We start from the raw sequence: 16,380 nt of genomic DNA, 5'->3' as shown, positions 1-16,380 counted from the left end.
AGCGTTATCAAAACGAAGCTTGATTCTTGCACGATCAAACGATGCTGGCCATCTTTGGATGTGAGGTACGACGATTTCTATGATCTCTAACACCGCACTTTACACCACCATACACCGCTTTACGTTACATAGAAGTTAGTTACTTCACAATATATTGTAGAACATTATGAGCACTCTAGCAATAACTAGTTAGACATCCTTGGTACCAGATTGTGGCATTAACTTTTTCTTGAAAATTGTTCAAACTTTATTCACTTATTATTGTTTAGATACTATTTACAATTCAAACATAAAGTGATATATTTCGTACAGAAACATTTCGTTAGCGAAATGTTTAATGAAAAACTATAGAGATAAGGTGGAGTTAAAATGAATAACAGAAAACCATGGATGGCTGCAATACTTTCTACTGCATTATTATTTAGTGGCGCCCTTACTTTAGCCCCAAAAGCATTCGCGGATGACGATGATTATCCAGCCATTGAAAGAGTCAAAGCCCCATTGGATAGACAGCAGTACATAACAGATCGTTTAAACAAGCTGATTAATATGACCATTTCTTTCTCGGAAAAAGAGTCTACGGATATTTACGATGCCTTACTACATGGACAGAACTTAGCACAAGCATCTGGTCTGGACAGTTCATTGCTGGCAGCCAAGCTGGGAGCTTCAATCGATCAAGATTTAGCCAACACCTTGCAAAACTATACGGTTACTAATGAGCAGCTAATTGCTTTGAAATCTGATTTATACAACGGTATTCAAATTGCCATATCCACACCCGGCTACAAGTCCCCAAGTGACCAAAACCGTTTTAACTACGGTGCCCTTATGGATAAGTATATAAGCCAATTAAAAGCAGATGCTCTAATTCTTTCAGAAGAAGATTATATGGATATCCAGGACCGTTTGATTCAAGGAGGCTCACTTGTCGAGGCGACTCGTCTGAATCAACAATTTTTAACTAATGCCTTGATTACGCCGATTGTACAAGATATTGATAAGGCAGCTCAGGAAAATCTGCTAACAGCCTCTGAAGCAGCGGACTTGAAGGTTCAGGCAAACAAAACTATTGCATCAGCTATTTCAACGCCTTACAACGATCATAATCAAAATAATTCCAAACTCGATATTCAAGCATTTATAAACAAACATCTAGCGTCGATCTTTAACGATGCTTATCTTGTCGTGAACACGGATGATCTGGAATATAATGAACTGAAGAATGCCTATAAACAAGGTGGCAGCCTGACAAGTCTTACTGCAACATCAGCTGATGAGCTGGCATCCCGTATTTTGAACTTATGGAGTAGTGATATGCAGGCTGTTTCAGATCACCTGTCTGCACAAGATTCGACTGATTTCCTACAGAAAGTGACGGATGCCATTAAAGCAGCTGTTAACGCTGCCGGGAAGTAATCCGAAGCCCTGTATGAGAGTTCACTTCAATCAGAACCTTACGTACATCATGCAACCACAAGCTGACAAAAGCCGAAGCATCCTTTAAAAAGTAAGGGGGCTCCGGCTTTTTGAACTATTTGTCTACGCTTTTTGGAACGTCGGAATTGCATAGCTGCTTCATACGGTCTCCTCTACGTGCTTTAACGATGTGCTATTGTAAATTAACGTGCCTTGCCTTTGTAGGTCCCTGTGTTGGTGAATTTTACGTGAACATCGATTTTGTTCAAGGTATCTTCTTTTAATACCAGCTGATTTTCGTCAGATAAGTTTTTCCATATTTTATATTTTTTTTCATAAAGTTCTCCCAGTAAGTTCAGAATATCCGTCTGCCTCGAAACTCCCTTTAAATAGGTCGATTTGATTTCTTCTCGAACAACCACTTCTGCTTCCTGTTCCATCTTCCTTTTAGATGCGTCTTGTACCATTTCATCTACATAAGCTTGAACCTCGACGGTGATATTAAAGCGCAATTCCCCATTTTCAAGGTATGTCTCTATACGATGTTTAGGCAGCTTCAGGACTAATGCCGCGATCGGGTCCCCATTACCGGGAATATTAACGATCGTACGTTTCATTTTTTTATATAGCCATCTGGCTCCCTTGAGATCGTCACCGGAAAACCAACCTTTCATTTTCTGCGTGTTCACCATGTAGGCTCCGTCCACCTCAAACATTGATTTTTTCTTTTGATCCTCCGTCCAGCTATTGTCTACGGTGGCAAGCGATGGAAGCATGGCCGTCCTTCCGGGCTCGCTCACTTCTGCGATGAGCCTGTAACCATACTGGGGAGGAATAAAGGACCTTTGAGAATAGCTATCTTCCGGGGTATCCATGATGCTCTCTAATGGTGAAAAATTGAAAATTGACTTTTGTGTAAGGATCTTGGTCATGGGCTCTTTCGTACCATACACTAAAATGTTATATCTAACCTCACGATAACGGTTTATGGCGTCATAGGCATGCTTAACCGAATCTGTCGCATTAAGCATTCTATCACTGAAAATGATCGCTCTGACATGTCCCCAGTATACTCTTATCTGTGAGGTCGCATAGATTGATGATAAAGCCTCACTGACCGTTTTTCCCTCTCCCTTTCCTATCCACACAGGTACATTTTTACCAATTTCGAAATTTTCACTCTTGGCCACATTACTAAAATTTATTGTCTGCACATGGACAATAAAATTGCCTTTCTCATAATCCAGACCAATAGCTGTTACATAGACCATATTTTGAATAGGCTTGGAATCCCAGCAGCCTGACTCCAATAGGAGTACAGCCAGTATGAGAACCCATTTTATGCTTACAGCCACGCTAATCCTCCCCTTGTCGGTCCGAATCTATGGTGTGTAATGATTGAGGTCTTTTTTTATATTTGCTCCAGGGAAGTCGAAGAATCGCGCCTAACATTTCTTTAAAATGCGGAGGGGAAATCGGTGCCATATAGGGCACACCGAAGGAACGAAGCTGGCTCATATAACCTATAATCAGCAGCATCCCAAGGATGAGTCCGTACATGCCAAGAAAAGAAGAAATCATAAACATCAAAAATCGCATGAAACTGACGGTTGAACTTAACGATTGATTGACTAAAGTAGTTCCTGCAACTACTGTAATGGCACCAACGACAACAACGCTTGGAGAAACCAAGCCGGCTCGAATAGATGCATCACCAATAATTAATCCGCCAACAACGGTCAATGTCTGTCCAATTGAATTCGGTAGTCGAAGACCCGCTTCTCTAAATATCTCTAATAGCACCAGTAAAATTAACAATTCTGCTTGTGCGGTAAAGGGCAAACCAATACGTGCTGATGCAATGGTTGCCATCAGTCGAAAGGGAATTTGGTCCTGGTGAAAGGAAGACAACGACACCCAAATACCAGGCAGCAAAATAGATATACAAAAGCTGAACAATCGTATCAAACGTGCGAACGATACATTTTGGAAATTCAAATATAGATCTTCAGGTGATTTTATCAGAAGCAAAAAGGTCGTAGGCCCCACTAATACCATGGGATTCCCATCCACGATGATGACAAATCTCCCCGCCAATAGACTGCTTAACGCTTTGTCAGGTCGACCGCTGTAATCAAGTAGAGGAAACATCGAATATTTGGCGTCAACAAGCATTTCCTCAAGCTGGTTGATACTATAAAGACCATCCACATCAATCTTGTTAAGCCTTTTCTTCACTTCATTCAACACTTCAGGAGAAATAATGTCATCAATGTACAGCAAACCAACTCTTGTTCTAGTTCGTTTTCCCAGCGTAAAGGTCTCATAGCAGAGAGAATTGCTGCGAATCCGTTTGCGGATCAATGACACATTCACCATGATATCTTCTACGAATCCATCCTTGGGACCCTTGATCGATATCTCTGTACTTGATTCTTCGGGGGTGCGCTCAGAGCGTTGACCGATACACATTCTAAATAAAGCAGAGGTTTGAGGAAACAGCAGCAGGAGATCACCCTGAAATAATAATTCGGCTATTTCTACAGCAGTGGCTTCGGCTTCTATTGGATGTATAGGCAGGGTACCGTATACATTGTCCCGTTGCAAGTCTGTAAAACCATACTGGCGATACATATTATTAAGCTGTGGCAGAACGACCCTACCAATTTGAGTCGTATCACACAAGCCCTCGCTATAAATGAGAATGACTTTTGAACCAGCATCATCCTCCAATTGGAAATTATGAATCTGGACGTCCGCCGAGTGAGGAAATAACGCCTTGAGTTTAGATTCGCTCCAGCTTTCCGACGGTTCAAGCTTATTTCCTTTCATGCAGCTTCCTCCTTTACCTTCCTGGAAATGAGTGCAATCGCGATGCATACGAGTGATATGAACAAAGCCACTGTGAATGAAATCGGCATATAATATTGATACATCCATAAATAAATGGAATAGCTTTCCAATGGAAGCAGCGTGAACACAATATAACTGACCGAAATGGATAAAATTAGAAGGTTTTTCTTTTTCAAGCTTCGAAAAGGCAACAGCTCTCCTATTAATAGCTGTGAGAAGCTGACTCGTATCACCGCGCCGGCGAGCCATTGGAATTCGGATAAAAAATCCACATGCTCGATATTGTTACCAAGCTTCACCAATCTCCATTGCTCGTAGGGTGATTCCATCTGCTTGGCGGCTTCCCTATGCCCAAATTCCGTAATTCCACCTATAATGGGACCTACCGTGATGTACACCATAACAGCTGCAAGGATCATCAGCTGCCATGGCCGAACACGGGACTTGATTCGATGCTGAATCGCTATGATCATAATCAGCTCTATGAAGCCGCCTCCCGCATAAAGCATGCCATGGATAACAGGCTGCCAGCCATACTCCAGAACCGGCTGCAAGAGGGTGAAATCTTTTTTGGGCATATTGGCGAAGCTCACAAAATACCCCAGTACAATGACCATGGGCAATAAGATGCCCGCGCTAATCGCTATCATCCGAATACCAGATATGGCGTAATACAAGCTGACCAGACATAAAGTGAAAACCAAGGCAAGCTTGGGCGTACCCGGCAGGTTATTAATAATGGTCCATGTTGCGGTGTGTATAACCGTCGTCCCTCCGATGAGATACAATTGCAAACAAATCGGAATGACAAGCAGCCAAGAGATCATGGAGTTTGTCTTGCTAGCCAACCAAGGTTGGAGCCTCTGTTGACCTGATTTGTTCATGAAGATGACAAGGAGGGCACACCACGGTAGAAACAATACCCCTGCCAATAAAGCAGAAATCCAGGCATCCCTGCCGGATGCCTCCATTAGCATTGGGTTCACAACGACATGAGTCATAAGTCCATTCATCAGCATCAAAATCATGCACACCTGCAAAAAGTTAATTTTACCTATACCTTTATCCATGACACTATTCACCATCCGTCTGTTATAACGGTAATAGATTATCCAGATGTTCGAATATTATGCATATCTATCCAATTTACAACCATCATACAAACAAGCTGACCCCGGTCTAATACCGTTGTCAGCTTGTGCTGTGTGCTATTCATGCTTTAGTAATTTACGGATAATTGATTAAATATCACTTTTTCAATTCCGCTTTTTCCTTGTTGTAGATAACCGTTGCCTGCTCAATCCACGTGCTTCCGCCTTCGGCTAAATATTTTTTCTTAAAGTCTGCGTAGAGCTTATCCAGATCGCCCTTCGATACGATGGCAGAGGTTCTAAACTCGAGCTCCATATCGTCAAGAACCTTCTTTTTGTCTCTTTCAATGTCAGGTACCCCAAACAGATAAGCATCGGGGATTGGGCTGTTATACGATAGTTCGATCCCTTTGCGCGTCGTATCATTCATAAGTTGAAACTCCATACCGTCCAGGCGTTGAATAATAGCAGAATAGGCGAAGCCTCCCTGATTTCTCAGCTGAACAGCATCGTCATAAGGCTTGATCCATTCGAATTTGCCGTCTTTCATGGTATAGGTTGTTCCTTCAATGCCTGCCCATGTCAAACGATCGCCTTCTTCGCTGATCAGAAAATCAAGCACCTTCATCGCAGCTTCAGGGTTTTTGGATTTACTGGAGATGTGCGTCCATGGGCCCTTATCCTCACGGACAAAACGAACATTGCCGCCTTGACCATTCGGTCCCTTGAGCGTAGTATACACAAACTTCGGTTTAGGATTTTCAATATATCGGGTCATCCAGTTTTGCGTTGTACCTGGGGGATTAAACTGGAAGGCACCCATCTTCCCATTCCACAGCTTTTCATATTCCTGCATCGCTGGAACGGTTGCAAAGTCAGGCTCAAGCAGCCCTTCCTTGTACAGCTTGTTATAGTATTTGACAGCATCCAGATAACCGGGGGCTAGTGCCCACGGAGTCACCTTACCGTCAACTAGCACACCCCTCTTAAGTGGCACCCCATAAGCCGCGAAGACATGCTCGAATGTCTGATCAATGGAGACGGATAATCCAAGACCGATGGTATCATTCTTGCCATTACCATCCGGGTCCTTGGTGACAAAGGCTTTCAGAACATTTTCATATTCATCCAGTGTTGTCGGTACCTTGAGCCCAAGCTTATCGAGCCAATCCTGCCGGATGGCAAGTCCGTTACCAAGTCCGTAGGCATTCGGGATCGCATATGTTTTCCCGTCAATATAGCCAATGCCCTTTAAATATTTGCCTTTGTTCTCACTAATGTTTTTTCCTGATTTCTCTAATAAGGAATCAAGCTCAAGAATGGCTTTATTGTCCACCAGATCTTTGATCTTGGGCTTGCTGTAGCTGTTGAATATATCGGGTGGGCTGCCGGAAGCGATCATCGCATTCAATTTATTTTCGTAATCCCCAAGATCCACCGCAATGACCTGCACGTTGGCGCCTGTCTTTTTTCTGATTTGATCTATAACCGGATTGGCTTCAGGGAAATTGGTGCCCTTGCTCATAAGAATCGTAACGGTTGGCGTTTCTCCAGGCTTGGTTTGCTGTTGTCCCGATGAGCTGGTACCCGTTCCCTGCGCGCCTCCACTGCAAGCGCTTAAACTTCCAACCGCAATTATTGTTGTTGTTGCCCATACGATGGATTTCCAAGATTTATTAATCATAGCCAGCCCCCTAATTATTTGTCCGAATTCACATTTCATTATCCTTTCACTGAACCGATTAGTACTCCTTTTACATAATACTTTTGCAAAAATGGATAGATGAGAAGCATAGGCAGTACCGATGAAATGACCGTTGCCATCTTGACCGATTCCTCGGTTACCATCCCGATATTGCTGGCAAAAGCCTCCGAGCCCTGTATCTGCTGCAAAGAACTGCTGTTGAGCATCGTCCGCAGGAACACCTGCAATACTTGTTGGCTCTGTGAGTTGATATAAAGGATAGCGTCAAAATAGGAGTTCCAATGCGCGACTCCGTAAAACAAACCGATCGCAGCAATCACCGGCATGGAGACAGGCAGTATAACGGAAATTAACACCCTCATGGGCGAAGCTCCGTCTATGCTCGCAGATTCTTCGAGCTCAGGAGGAATGTTCTGAAAATACGTTTTCATAATCAGCAAATTCCAAGCACTGATCGTACCTGGAATAATGAGCGCCCAGATACTATCCAATAGTCCCAATTCTTTAACAAGCAAATAGCTGGGAATCATGCCGCCGCTGAACAGCATCGTAAAAAAGATCATCAGTGTGATCGCATTTCTGCCGATAAAACGCTTCAGCGACAGCGGATAAGCAAGCATCGCCGTAAATAACAGATTCACACAGGTTCCCACAACCAGCCTGATCAAGGAGTTTCCGTAGGCGGTATAGATCCCCTTACTGTTCAATAAAATTTCAAAAGATGATAGCGACCATCCCCGTGGAAGAAGGAATATGCCTCCACCCATCGATAGCTTGGGATCACTTAAGGCATACATCAGAACATGCCAGAAAGGATACAGCGTGCATAGGGACAGTAGTAATAATAAACCGTTTAACAGCCAATAAATGAACTTCTCCCCGAACGTCTCCTTCATGTTGGCCTCCTAAAAGTTTCGGTACAAAACTCTCTTCGTAAGCATCTACTCTGTTTTGGAGCAAAACTTACTTCGTAAGCATCTACTCTGTTTGGTACAAAACTCGCATCGTAAGCATCTACTCCGTTTTGGTACAAAACTTACTTCGTAAGCTTAAATAATCCCGCTGTCCCGGTCGATTTTTTTGGCAATATAGTTAGTGAACAATACGAGTATCAAGCCAATGACTGACTTGAACACACCCGTAGCTGTCGACAAATCATATTTGGCCTCTTCGAAAGCCAGCTTGTAAATAAAGGTATCCAATATTTCGCTAACTTCATATACCTGCGGATTATATAGCGCATACACTTGATCGAGCCCGGCGTTGAGGATATGGCCTACCCGGAAGATCAGCAAAATAACAATCGTTGTGCGCAGCCCCGGAAGCGTGATATGCCAAATTTGGTGCCATTTTTTCGCTCCGTCGACCTTCGCTGCTTCATATAACTGAGGATCAATCGATACGATAGTCGCCAAGTAGAGTACAGTTCCAAACCCGGCTTCCTTCCATATATTCGAGACGACCAGCAAAGATCTGAAGTACTCCTTACTGCTCATAAAATTGATCACCGTTCCTTCGTATCCAAGCCATATGGAGATCTCCTTGATAACGCCCGTAGACGGGGAAAAAAAGGCATATAATATGCCTGTAATGATAATCCATGAGACAAAATGGGGTAAATAAATGACGGTTTGCACAAATTTCCTATACAGCATGTGCCTGACTTCATTTAGCATAATGGCAAGGATAATAGGAGCAGGAAAAGCGAACACCAATTGGTACAGGCTGATAATCATCGTATTGTTAAGCGCTCTCACAAAACCGCTCATTTGAAAAAGCTTGATAAAATTATCGAAGCCTATCCAAGGGCTGCCGGCAAAGCCTTGGTATACGTTGTACTTTTTGAAAGCAATCAATATGCCATACATCGGAACATAATGAAACACAATAAAGAATAAGATGCCGGGCATCGCTAATAAATACAGATGCTTGTCTTTTTTTAGCAGAGTCAATGTTGCTTTAATTCCTACCACCGCCATTTCTGTAGGGATACCCCTAATCTCCTGCTGTTAGCTTCTGGATGTTACATGTGGACGAAGACCTGCTGTTCATCTACAGAAACATCAAACCGCTCTACTTCTACATCATACGTTTTGGTTCTTACCTTCGGGTCCACCATCATTTGACCTGTCTTAATGTTGAATTCCCAAAAATGCCACGGACATCGCGCAATCTCACCCTCATGCTCAAAGCAAAATTCCCCAGGTCCCGTGGATGTAACAAACGAGCTCGTAATTCCTTCGCATAACCCTGCACTTTGATGCGGACATAAATTCCGAATCGCATACAATTCACCGCCCAGGTTGTACACACCGACACTCCGCCCGCCGGCTTGAATAATTTTTTTGGTTCCTGGTGTTAATTCCGAGATGCTGCCTACCAAATACCGGGTCATGCCAAAGCCACTCCCTTCGACGCTTTTCTTTGCGGCAAGCCATACAGCTCCGCTGCATTCTGGTAGAAGATTCGATCCCACATATTCTCATCCAATTTCGGGAAGGCGTGTGTTGGGGAATCAAAATCCCAGTGCGGGAAATCGCTTGCAAACATCAGATTCGTCTCGCAATGGATGGCATTCATCATTGGCTTGATCATATCAGTTGTCGGAGGAAGCTCTAACGGCTGCGAGGTGACCCTAAAAAATTTACGGTAATATTCGCTTGGCGGTTCCTTGACCCACGGTGTCTGGTGACGCAAAGCTTTCCAATCCTGATCCAATCTCCAGATCAGCGGAGCGATCCACAGCATTCCCGCTTCCATCATCACTACTTTAAGTGTTGGGAACTTCTCAAATACCCCTTCGAAAATAAAGCTTGCCATGTGGGCCGCCATAATATGAGCACGAGCTGCGCGGTATTCAATGTAGCTGGTAACATGCCCGGCCCCCGTTGTCGGATTGTTGATACCAATACCCTCCATACTGACGTGAATGGTAAAAGGCAGGTTATGGCGAACACAAGCTTCATAAATAGGATGATAAAATCGGTGCCCGTAAGGCTTCTGTGCTCCATTGGAGACCACGACCTGAATCATATCGGGATTGGACCCAACTCGATCGATTTCTTTGGCGGACAGGATGGGATCCTGCTTAGGAATCAGGATTGAGCCTTTCAATCTGCTTTCTCTCGACAAATATCGTTCTAAATAATAATCATTGTGTGCTGAACACACCGCCGCCGCAAAATCGGTGTCGACCGCTGCATGTACCTCATAACCTCCCCCAGTCAATATACCATACTCGATATTGTAGGTGTCCAGGTGGTTTTTCCGTAAATAATCGAGATAAGTATCTTCATTTTCGCTGTCCTCAGGGATATTTACATCCTGCATACTTCCGTTGGTTCCACCATTCAAAAACATTCCGCCTTGTGCAGGCAGACGCCAACCAAAGGTAGCAATCTGTTCCCGATAAATACGCGGCATATACTTCAGCATACCTTCTCGTGGAGCTCTTCCATGAATATCCGTGTCAATAATGGAACGCTTCAACTTGGACTTGCTTTCTGATCCTTTGATTTGTGTTGTCTCCATTTGAACCACCCCTTTATCGCAAATGTCATCTTAGAACTACGTTTTGTTCTAATTTCATTATTATCATATCATCGTAAAATACGGATTGTAATACACGCTTTTGCCATTTCTCTTGTACTTTTTTGCGTAGTTGGAGAGAACTAACAATCTGATCCCAATCTTTAATAAATACATGAAATATGATATTCTCAAATTAATAAGCCAGCTTGGTTAATCTGGTGGCAGGAGGGGAATGTGCCATGCTTCAAAACATGATAAATGTAGATGGATATGTCTATGCGGGACCCCAACCTGGCTTCCAGCTGCCCGAGGATATATACAGTAACCATGTTATCCTAGGCGTTGAAAAAGGCGCTTTTGACTTTGATGTCGGGGAGTTGAACGGACATGCGGTCTTTGGGGATATCGTGATTTGTCCTCCGAATGTCGTGTTAAAGCGCAGGACACCCAATGAAATTACTTTTCACATGATTCGGTTTACCGTACCCGAGGAAGTAGAGGATTCTTTTCTGCGGCCACCTGTTGGCAAAATAACGATTCACGATGTGGCCCGGCTCTCTTCCACTTATACTTATTTGCGTAAGACAGAGCTCAAATACGGCGTCTCCTCTCCTATTCTTAATCATCTGGTTGCGGACCTTTTATTTCTGTGTGATGTGGAAAAAAAATCTACTTTTAATCGTAAAAAGCAGATTGACCCCAGCATGCAAAAAGCAGCGGGAATCATTCACAAAAATGTGTTCGGCGAGCTTAGCATGCACGAAATTGCGTCCAGTCTCGGAATCAAGCAGCCTCAGTTTACAAGACGGTTTCAGGCAGCCTATGGTGTCGCTCCTTTGGAATTTGTTACTCGTCTGCGATTGGACGAGGCCAAGCGACTGCTGCTGGAAACGGATGATACCATGGAATCGATTGCGATCCAATGTGGATATGAGAACGGCTCTTACCTGAGCCGAATCTTCAGCTCCAAGATCGGGACGAATCCTTCGTCGTTCAGACAGCATTATCGTGTCTAAACCCAAACGTTGGTGCGTTGGCGAGGACATGGGTATGGGGTTGCAGCCGTTGTTGAAGTCGTGTTCCATGGATGAGACTAAGCGGTGGGAACACGACTTCAAAGACGGCCCGTAAACTTTCCACCCATACCCATGTCCTCCATCCTACAATTGTGCTGTCTTCTACTTCTAAAACCTGTCCTCGCCCCTTCTTTGGTTTGGACTTCCACTTCTTACACCCAAGCCGATCTGCCTCAGGTATTCATAACTGAGAATCCTTTATATATGGACAAAGAAGTCTTCGGCTCACTGAGTTAGTGAACCGAAGACTTCTTCTTTTGTTCGTGTAAGAGGTAATCAATGAGACGGTGCAGGTTTGAAAGCACACCCTCATCCTCATTACTGAAGTTGACACAGATCACCGCACGTTTATAAGACGATCTGGATATCATCTGGTGCGGCACGGTTCCACGAAATACCAGGACAGAACGGGGGGTTTGCAGCAAGATTTGCCTGCCTACAACCATCGTTCCCTCTCCCTCTTGAGTAATATGTATCTCCACACCAGGCTGGTAATGAAAGTTAGTCCCTTTCGTCCACTCATTAAATCGCAGCAGAATAGGAAACCGATTTAAAGTTTTCTCGATATCCACGAGCCATTGAAGCTTGTCATTGTTCATGAAATCCTTCATATCCATACAAGCAATCTCCAATCTGTTATAACACCATACTTTACCTGCAGTCTTCACCTGAAAAGGCCGCTCCTCCACATCGGTGTGAGAAGCAGCCGTTCCGCCCAATCGGTGATGTACTTCGGGGCCCTACATCATGAAGCATCCATCTCGATTGACCGGGTTGCTTGATACAGCGCAGTAATTTCATCTGCAGACAAACACCTGTCATATACCGCCAGCCCACCGAGCAGGCCTTCATAGAAGTTACCCATTTCTCCAGACCGGTTCACACCGGCAATCGTAAAGTCCGATCCCTCACTACCACCGTTGTGCAGTGCCTTCGGGTACAAATAGGGGTTGAACGTTTCCCTTTCATCCAGCTGCCCGTCCAGAAATACTTTGGCGTATTCGCCATCGAAAGTGAACACAGCAAAATGCCATTCTTCAAAGGAAACCTCTGTTTGACCGATAGCCGATGTCATACAATACTTATATTCCGGAGTCGGACCGCCTTCAGCTGATACATGTCCACATAGCTGCTGAGCGCTGTCCCAAATCCGCAGATTGAGAAACATGCAATATTGCCGATGCTTATACGTTTCGTCCCACATGCCAACGACCGCTTCGCATTTTGTTGACTCCTGCTGACCGAATCGCTTCAGCCATGCACACAATGTAAACGCTGTCTCTCCGTGGAAATCCAAGGACGGACAATCCGCACGAGCAATCCGATACCATTGACCGTTGCGAATGTCTGCAGCAGCTGGCCCGAACACACCTTCGTTGGCCTTGGCAACAGCACCGTTCCCATCCTGCAGCACATACCGCTCTTTTCCCTGGGAGGTTGGCGATTCTCCTGAGGGCTCCTGAAAATCCCAAAAACTGACCAATCCCGGCGTATTTAGCACGGCGCTAGCCGCACGATCTCCTGCTTGTGTCACATTACCATCTCCCATGAATAAAGTATGATTTGCATCGATAGACATATTCTTCCTGTACTTTGCTTATTATACAATGTAAATCGCAATATCACTAATGTCATGAGAGCCTTTTATCAAGCTAGGTAAACCGTTTGTCCTGACGTAGCAGAAGCATTCGCCGCCAGTGTGACCTCCAGCGTTTTCACGGCCTCGCTGTAATCAGCAAGGATCAGGCTGCGGTCGCCAGTATCAATCGCTTCAATGAACGCCTCGTCCTGAGCTTTATAGTAATCATCATCACCTTTATACACCGTCGTTTGTTTACCCTCCACAATGGTCAAGGTTTTACCTTCAATTGTCAGAAAATATCCCGGTCCCATCACCTCCAGATAAGCTCGTTCGACAGGCTGCGGAAAAAACGTAGTGTCGATATGTCCGACGGCCCCATTAGCAAAAACGAAGTTCGCGGAAGTGACATCGGGGATATCAAAGCCGCCATCCTTCATCACAAGCAAATTCATATCAGCCGATACCTTCGTGATATCTCCAGCCAGGCAGCGCATCATGTCTACATTATGTGTAGTCATTTCAACCAGCTGCCCGCCGGATTTGTCCATGATCGGCCACCAGGGCATTTTGGGTATGCCGCTTATGCGCAGTGCCCGCACCATCGCTATTGGCTTATCTGACAAATACACCCGTGCTTTTTGCAAGGCTTCCATATAACGCAAGCAATATCCGGTGCTGACGATAATTCCTGCCTCCTGCATCACCTCAGCTTTTTTCCTGACTGCATCCATATTGAGGCCAATCGGTTTCTCGACTAACAAATGAATACCACGACTCGCTGCGGCCTCTTCCACATCACCATGAGCAAAAGGAGGGACACTGATGATCAAGCCGTCCGGCTGCTCCCTATCCAGCATTTCCTCATAATCAGTGTAGGCTCGCCCCCCATTTTTGTTAACCATTTTTTGTGCGTTCTCCAGAATTACGTCACAGATCCCTACAATCTCTACCTTTGGATGAGGCTTCAAAGCTTTCATATGCTCCGCAGCAATACCGCCTGCACCCATAACAGCGATTTTCACCATAATATATACAGCACTCCTTCGGAATTTGATTGTACAAGCAGGCTTAGTTAATTCGGTTTGTCGCCCATGATCACACCAAGATGCCTAGCGGTATCGAAGATGAGCTGCTCCGGAGCACTTGTGTAAGCCGTCAATTCCGCAGTCAGCACATCGTTATAACCGATCTCGTTCAATGCTATTCGTACTTCCTTCCAATCGACATCACCTGCCAGCAGCGGGACAAAGCCATTCATGTTACCTATAGCCAGCTTAAAATCCTTGACATGCACCTTGCGAATTCGGTGACCCAGTATACGAATCCATTGCTGTGGATAACCAAATAACAGTGTATTGCCTACATCAAAATAAGCGCATACCAAAGATGACCCGAAGTCATCAATGTACTTGGCCATTTCAATTGGCGACCACATGAACTTATTCCACACGTTTTCTATGCCCATATGGATATGACTGGCCTCCAGAGCCGGCAGCAGCTTGGCTAACTCTGTCCGGCTGCGTTCATAACACTGCTCATACGATACTTCCTCGTTCACTCTGCCGGGAACAACAAGAATCGTATCCATACCGAGCCACGCAGCAATTTGTATTTGCTTATGCATGGCCTTAATTCCGAGATTGCGAACTTCCTGATCCGGAGAAGACAGCGGATAATGTCCCATGATTTCTGAGGAAAGTGAGCGCAGCTGGATCCCATGTTGCTCAGCGAGCCGCCCAATGGCTTTGGCCTCCTCCTCCGTGGTGTCCATGGTCAGTCCCACACCACCAGGTGCATACAGATTCAGTTCAACTTCATCGAAGCCCGCTTGACGACTCGTTTCAAACACATTCGCTAATGAAGTACCTTTTGGAAAACACCATTGATTAATTCCTTTGCGCATCCACTTTTTCTTCCTTCCCGCCCTGCTTATGACGCATGACTTAACGCATGCTATCGTTTTTCTAGGTACACTAGAAGAATAATGGTTTTCGAACCGCTTGTATTTATTGAAATCGAAACACAATTTACACAAAACGCCATCCGCTTAAATAGAAAATTCATCAGTCTTTCTTTGCTGCATTTTACGCCACTCCGATGGGGGGATTCCTTCCACTTTTTTGAACCATAACGAGAACGAATGCAATCTGGCAAATCCGATCTGCTCGGCGATTTCATTCAATTCTTTATTAGAGGAGCTGAGCAGCCATTTGGCCTCGACCATACGACATTGCTGCAAATACTGCTTGGGGCTCATATCATAGATTTCATCGAACAAACGGCGAAAACCAGCCTCGGTCAGTCCTGCCAATGCGGCCAAGTCAGCGATTTGCACACCTCGACTCAAATTTTCACGGATATAATCCGCCGCCTTGGTGATCGTTAATGCATGCTGAACCGATTGCGAATGCTCAAGCAGGAATAGAACAATGACCTCTACCCATGCGCTGTATGTTCTCATTTGCTTCTTAAGCGGAGTGGATAATATGCGCAAAAATTCGCGAAAAAGCCATTCCAAGCGTTCTTTATCGAGACGGGATAGTGCTATGATGACTGGCTTGGATCCGCTTCCAAAATCAGATAAATGCTCCATAATCCGAGCCGGTATGTTTTCCAGATGCATGACCCCATAGCGATTCCACTGCTTCCCTTCAAACCGGTGCGGCAGGGCAGGCGGGATGATAATCACTTGCCCTGCCTCCAGATTAAGCTTACTGTCATTCCATTCGAATACGCCTCTACCTTCCAGCAAAATACTGATTTCCAAGGTGCGGTGCTGGTGAAAGCCGTCATCCGCCCAATCTGTATTCGTAGTAGCCACAAAACTCCGGACATGAAACCCCGGTTTGGTTAACATCTCGCCTCCACCCAACTTGTTCACGCCCCTTATCTTATACGGCTTCCCCCTGCAATTAACTGGCAACAATCCTTCATGATATCACTGTAACCGGAACATATGGATAAAATCAACGCAAAAATAGTAAAAAACCGTTCGGCTTTGAACTGCACCCCAATTGTTAGACATCATCTAACAGTTGGAGGTGCAGTTTTTTAATGGCTAAGTATACTTCAGACGAAAAATTATCAGCTGTTCAACGTTATTTAAGCAATTCTGAGAGTTAT

The 16,380-nt window shown here is 44.7% G+C and carries 15 protein-coding genes; 2 read left to right on the top strand and 13 right to left on the bottom strand.

Annotated elements, in window-relative coordinates; all coding sequences use genetic code 11:
* Positions 1-369 precede the first annotated feature (369 nt).
* Positions 370-1,419 carry a hypothetical protein gene (locus LRL21_RS26475; RefSeq protein ID WP_240418780.1) on the top strand — a complete coding sequence of 350 codons (1,050 nt, stop codon included), beginning with the start codon at positions 370-372 and terminating at the stop codon, positions 1,417-1,419.
* A 203-nt stretch (positions 1,420-1,622) separates the two neighbouring features.
* Here LRL21_RS26475 and LRL21_RS26470 read toward each other — a convergent pair whose 3' ends face one another.
* The 8 genes from LRL21_RS26470 to LRL21_RS26435 all read right to left on the bottom strand — a co-directional run bounded on the left by LRL21_RS26470 (position 1,623) and on the right by LRL21_RS26435 (position 10,599).
* Positions 1,623-2,774 carry a Ger(x)C family spore germination protein gene (locus tag LRL21_RS26470; RefSeq protein ID WP_240418779.1) on the bottom strand — a complete coding sequence of 384 codons (1,152 nt, stop codon included), beginning with the start codon at positions 2,772-2,774 and terminating at the stop codon, positions 1,623-1,625.
* Between the two features lies 1 nt (position 2,775).
* The gene (locus LRL21_RS26465) at positions 2,776-4,251 is read right to left on the bottom strand and encodes a spore germination protein (protein ID WP_240418778.1); all 1,476 of its coding nucleotides are present in this window, start codon (positions 4,249-4,251) and stop codon (positions 2,776-2,778) included.
* On the bottom strand, positions 4,248-5,342 hold the full coding sequence (locus tag LRL21_RS26460; protein ID WP_240418777.1) for an endospore germination permease: 1,095 nt from the start codon (positions 5,340-5,342) through the stop codon (positions 4,248-4,250). The genes LRL21_RS26465 and LRL21_RS26460 overlap by 4 nt, the downstream gene beginning before the upstream one ends.
* Positions 5,343-5,520: 178 nt before the next feature.
* Positions 5,521-7,047 (bottom strand): extracellular solute-binding protein, encoded by a 1,527-nt coding sequence (locus tag LRL21_RS26455; protein WP_240418776.1) that lies wholly within the window; start codon positions 7,045-7,047, stop codon positions 5,521-5,523.
* A 38-nt stretch (positions 7,048-7,085) separates the two neighbouring features.
* Positions 7,086-7,964, bottom strand: coding sequence for a carbohydrate ABC transporter permease (locus LRL21_RS26450; protein WP_240418775.1), 879 nt, complete (start codon positions 7,962-7,964; stop codon positions 7,086-7,088).
* Between the two features lie 153 nt (positions 7,965-8,117).
* Entirely contained in the window at positions 8,118-9,047 is a 930-nt protein-coding gene (locus LRL21_RS26445; protein ID WP_240418774.1) for an ABC transporter permease, read from the bottom strand.
* Between the two features lie 44 nt (positions 9,048-9,091).
* Complete coding sequence (locus tag LRL21_RS26440; protein WP_240418773.1) at positions 9,092-9,463, bottom strand: Rieske (2Fe-2S) protein; 372 nt, start codon at positions 9,461-9,463, stop codon at positions 9,092-9,094.
* Positions 9,460-10,599: an amidohydrolase family protein gene (locus LRL21_RS26435; RefSeq protein ID WP_240418772.1), complete on the bottom strand. Its 1,140-nt coding sequence runs from the start codon at positions 10,597-10,599 to the stop codon at positions 9,460-9,462. Before LRL21_RS26435 ends, LRL21_RS26440 begins: the two co-directional genes overlap by 4 nt.
* Positions 10,600-10,838: 239 nt before the next feature.
* Between LRL21_RS26435 and LRL21_RS26430 the strand changes: the two genes are divergently transcribed.
* On the top strand, positions 10,839-11,615 hold the full coding sequence (locus tag LRL21_RS26430) for a helix-turn-helix domain-containing protein (RefSeq protein ID WP_240418771.1): 777 nt from the start codon (positions 10,839-10,841) through the stop codon (positions 11,613-11,615).
* Between the two features lie 293 nt (positions 11,616-11,908).
* Here LRL21_RS26430 and LRL21_RS26425 read toward each other — a convergent pair whose 3' ends face one another.
* From LRL21_RS26425 to LRL21_RS26405, 5 genes are all read right to left on the bottom strand, one after another.
* The gene (locus tag LRL21_RS26425) at positions 11,909-12,364 is read right to left on the bottom strand and encodes a hypothetical protein (protein ID WP_240418770.1); all 456 of its coding nucleotides are present in this window, start codon (positions 12,362-12,364) and stop codon (positions 11,909-11,911) included.
* Positions 12,365-12,420: 56 nt separating this feature from the next.
* Positions 12,421-13,254, bottom strand: coding sequence for a LamG domain-containing protein (locus LRL21_RS26420; protein WP_240418769.1), 834 nt, complete (start codon positions 13,252-13,254; stop codon positions 12,421-12,423).
* A 68-nt stretch (positions 13,255-13,322) separates the two neighbouring features.
* On the bottom strand, positions 13,323-14,282 hold the full coding sequence (locus LRL21_RS26415; RefSeq protein WP_240418768.1) for a Gfo/Idh/MocA family protein: 960 nt from the start codon (positions 14,280-14,282) through the stop codon (positions 13,323-13,325).
* A gap of 47 nt (positions 14,283-14,329) precedes the next feature.
* Positions 14,330-15,160 (bottom strand): sugar phosphate isomerase/epimerase family protein, encoded by an 831-nt coding sequence (locus tag LRL21_RS26410; protein ID WP_240418767.1) that lies wholly within the window; start codon positions 15,158-15,160, stop codon positions 14,330-14,332.
* Between the two features lie 144 nt (positions 15,161-15,304).
* Positions 15,305-16,114, bottom strand: a complete 810-nt coding sequence (locus LRL21_RS26405; RefSeq protein ID WP_240418766.1) for a helix-turn-helix domain-containing protein — start codon at positions 16,112-16,114, stop codon at positions 15,305-15,307.
* Positions 16,115-16,380: the final 266 nt, after the last annotated feature.

This window comes from Paenibacillus periandrae (assembly GCF_022458865.1).
In the GTDB taxonomy this organism is placed as follows: Bacteria; Bacillota; Bacilli; order Paenibacillales; family NBRC-103111; genus Paenibacillus_S; species Paenibacillus_S periandrae.
The sequence above is the reverse complement of the archived record's forward strand: the minus strand, read 5'-3'. Positions and strand labels throughout refer to the sequence as shown.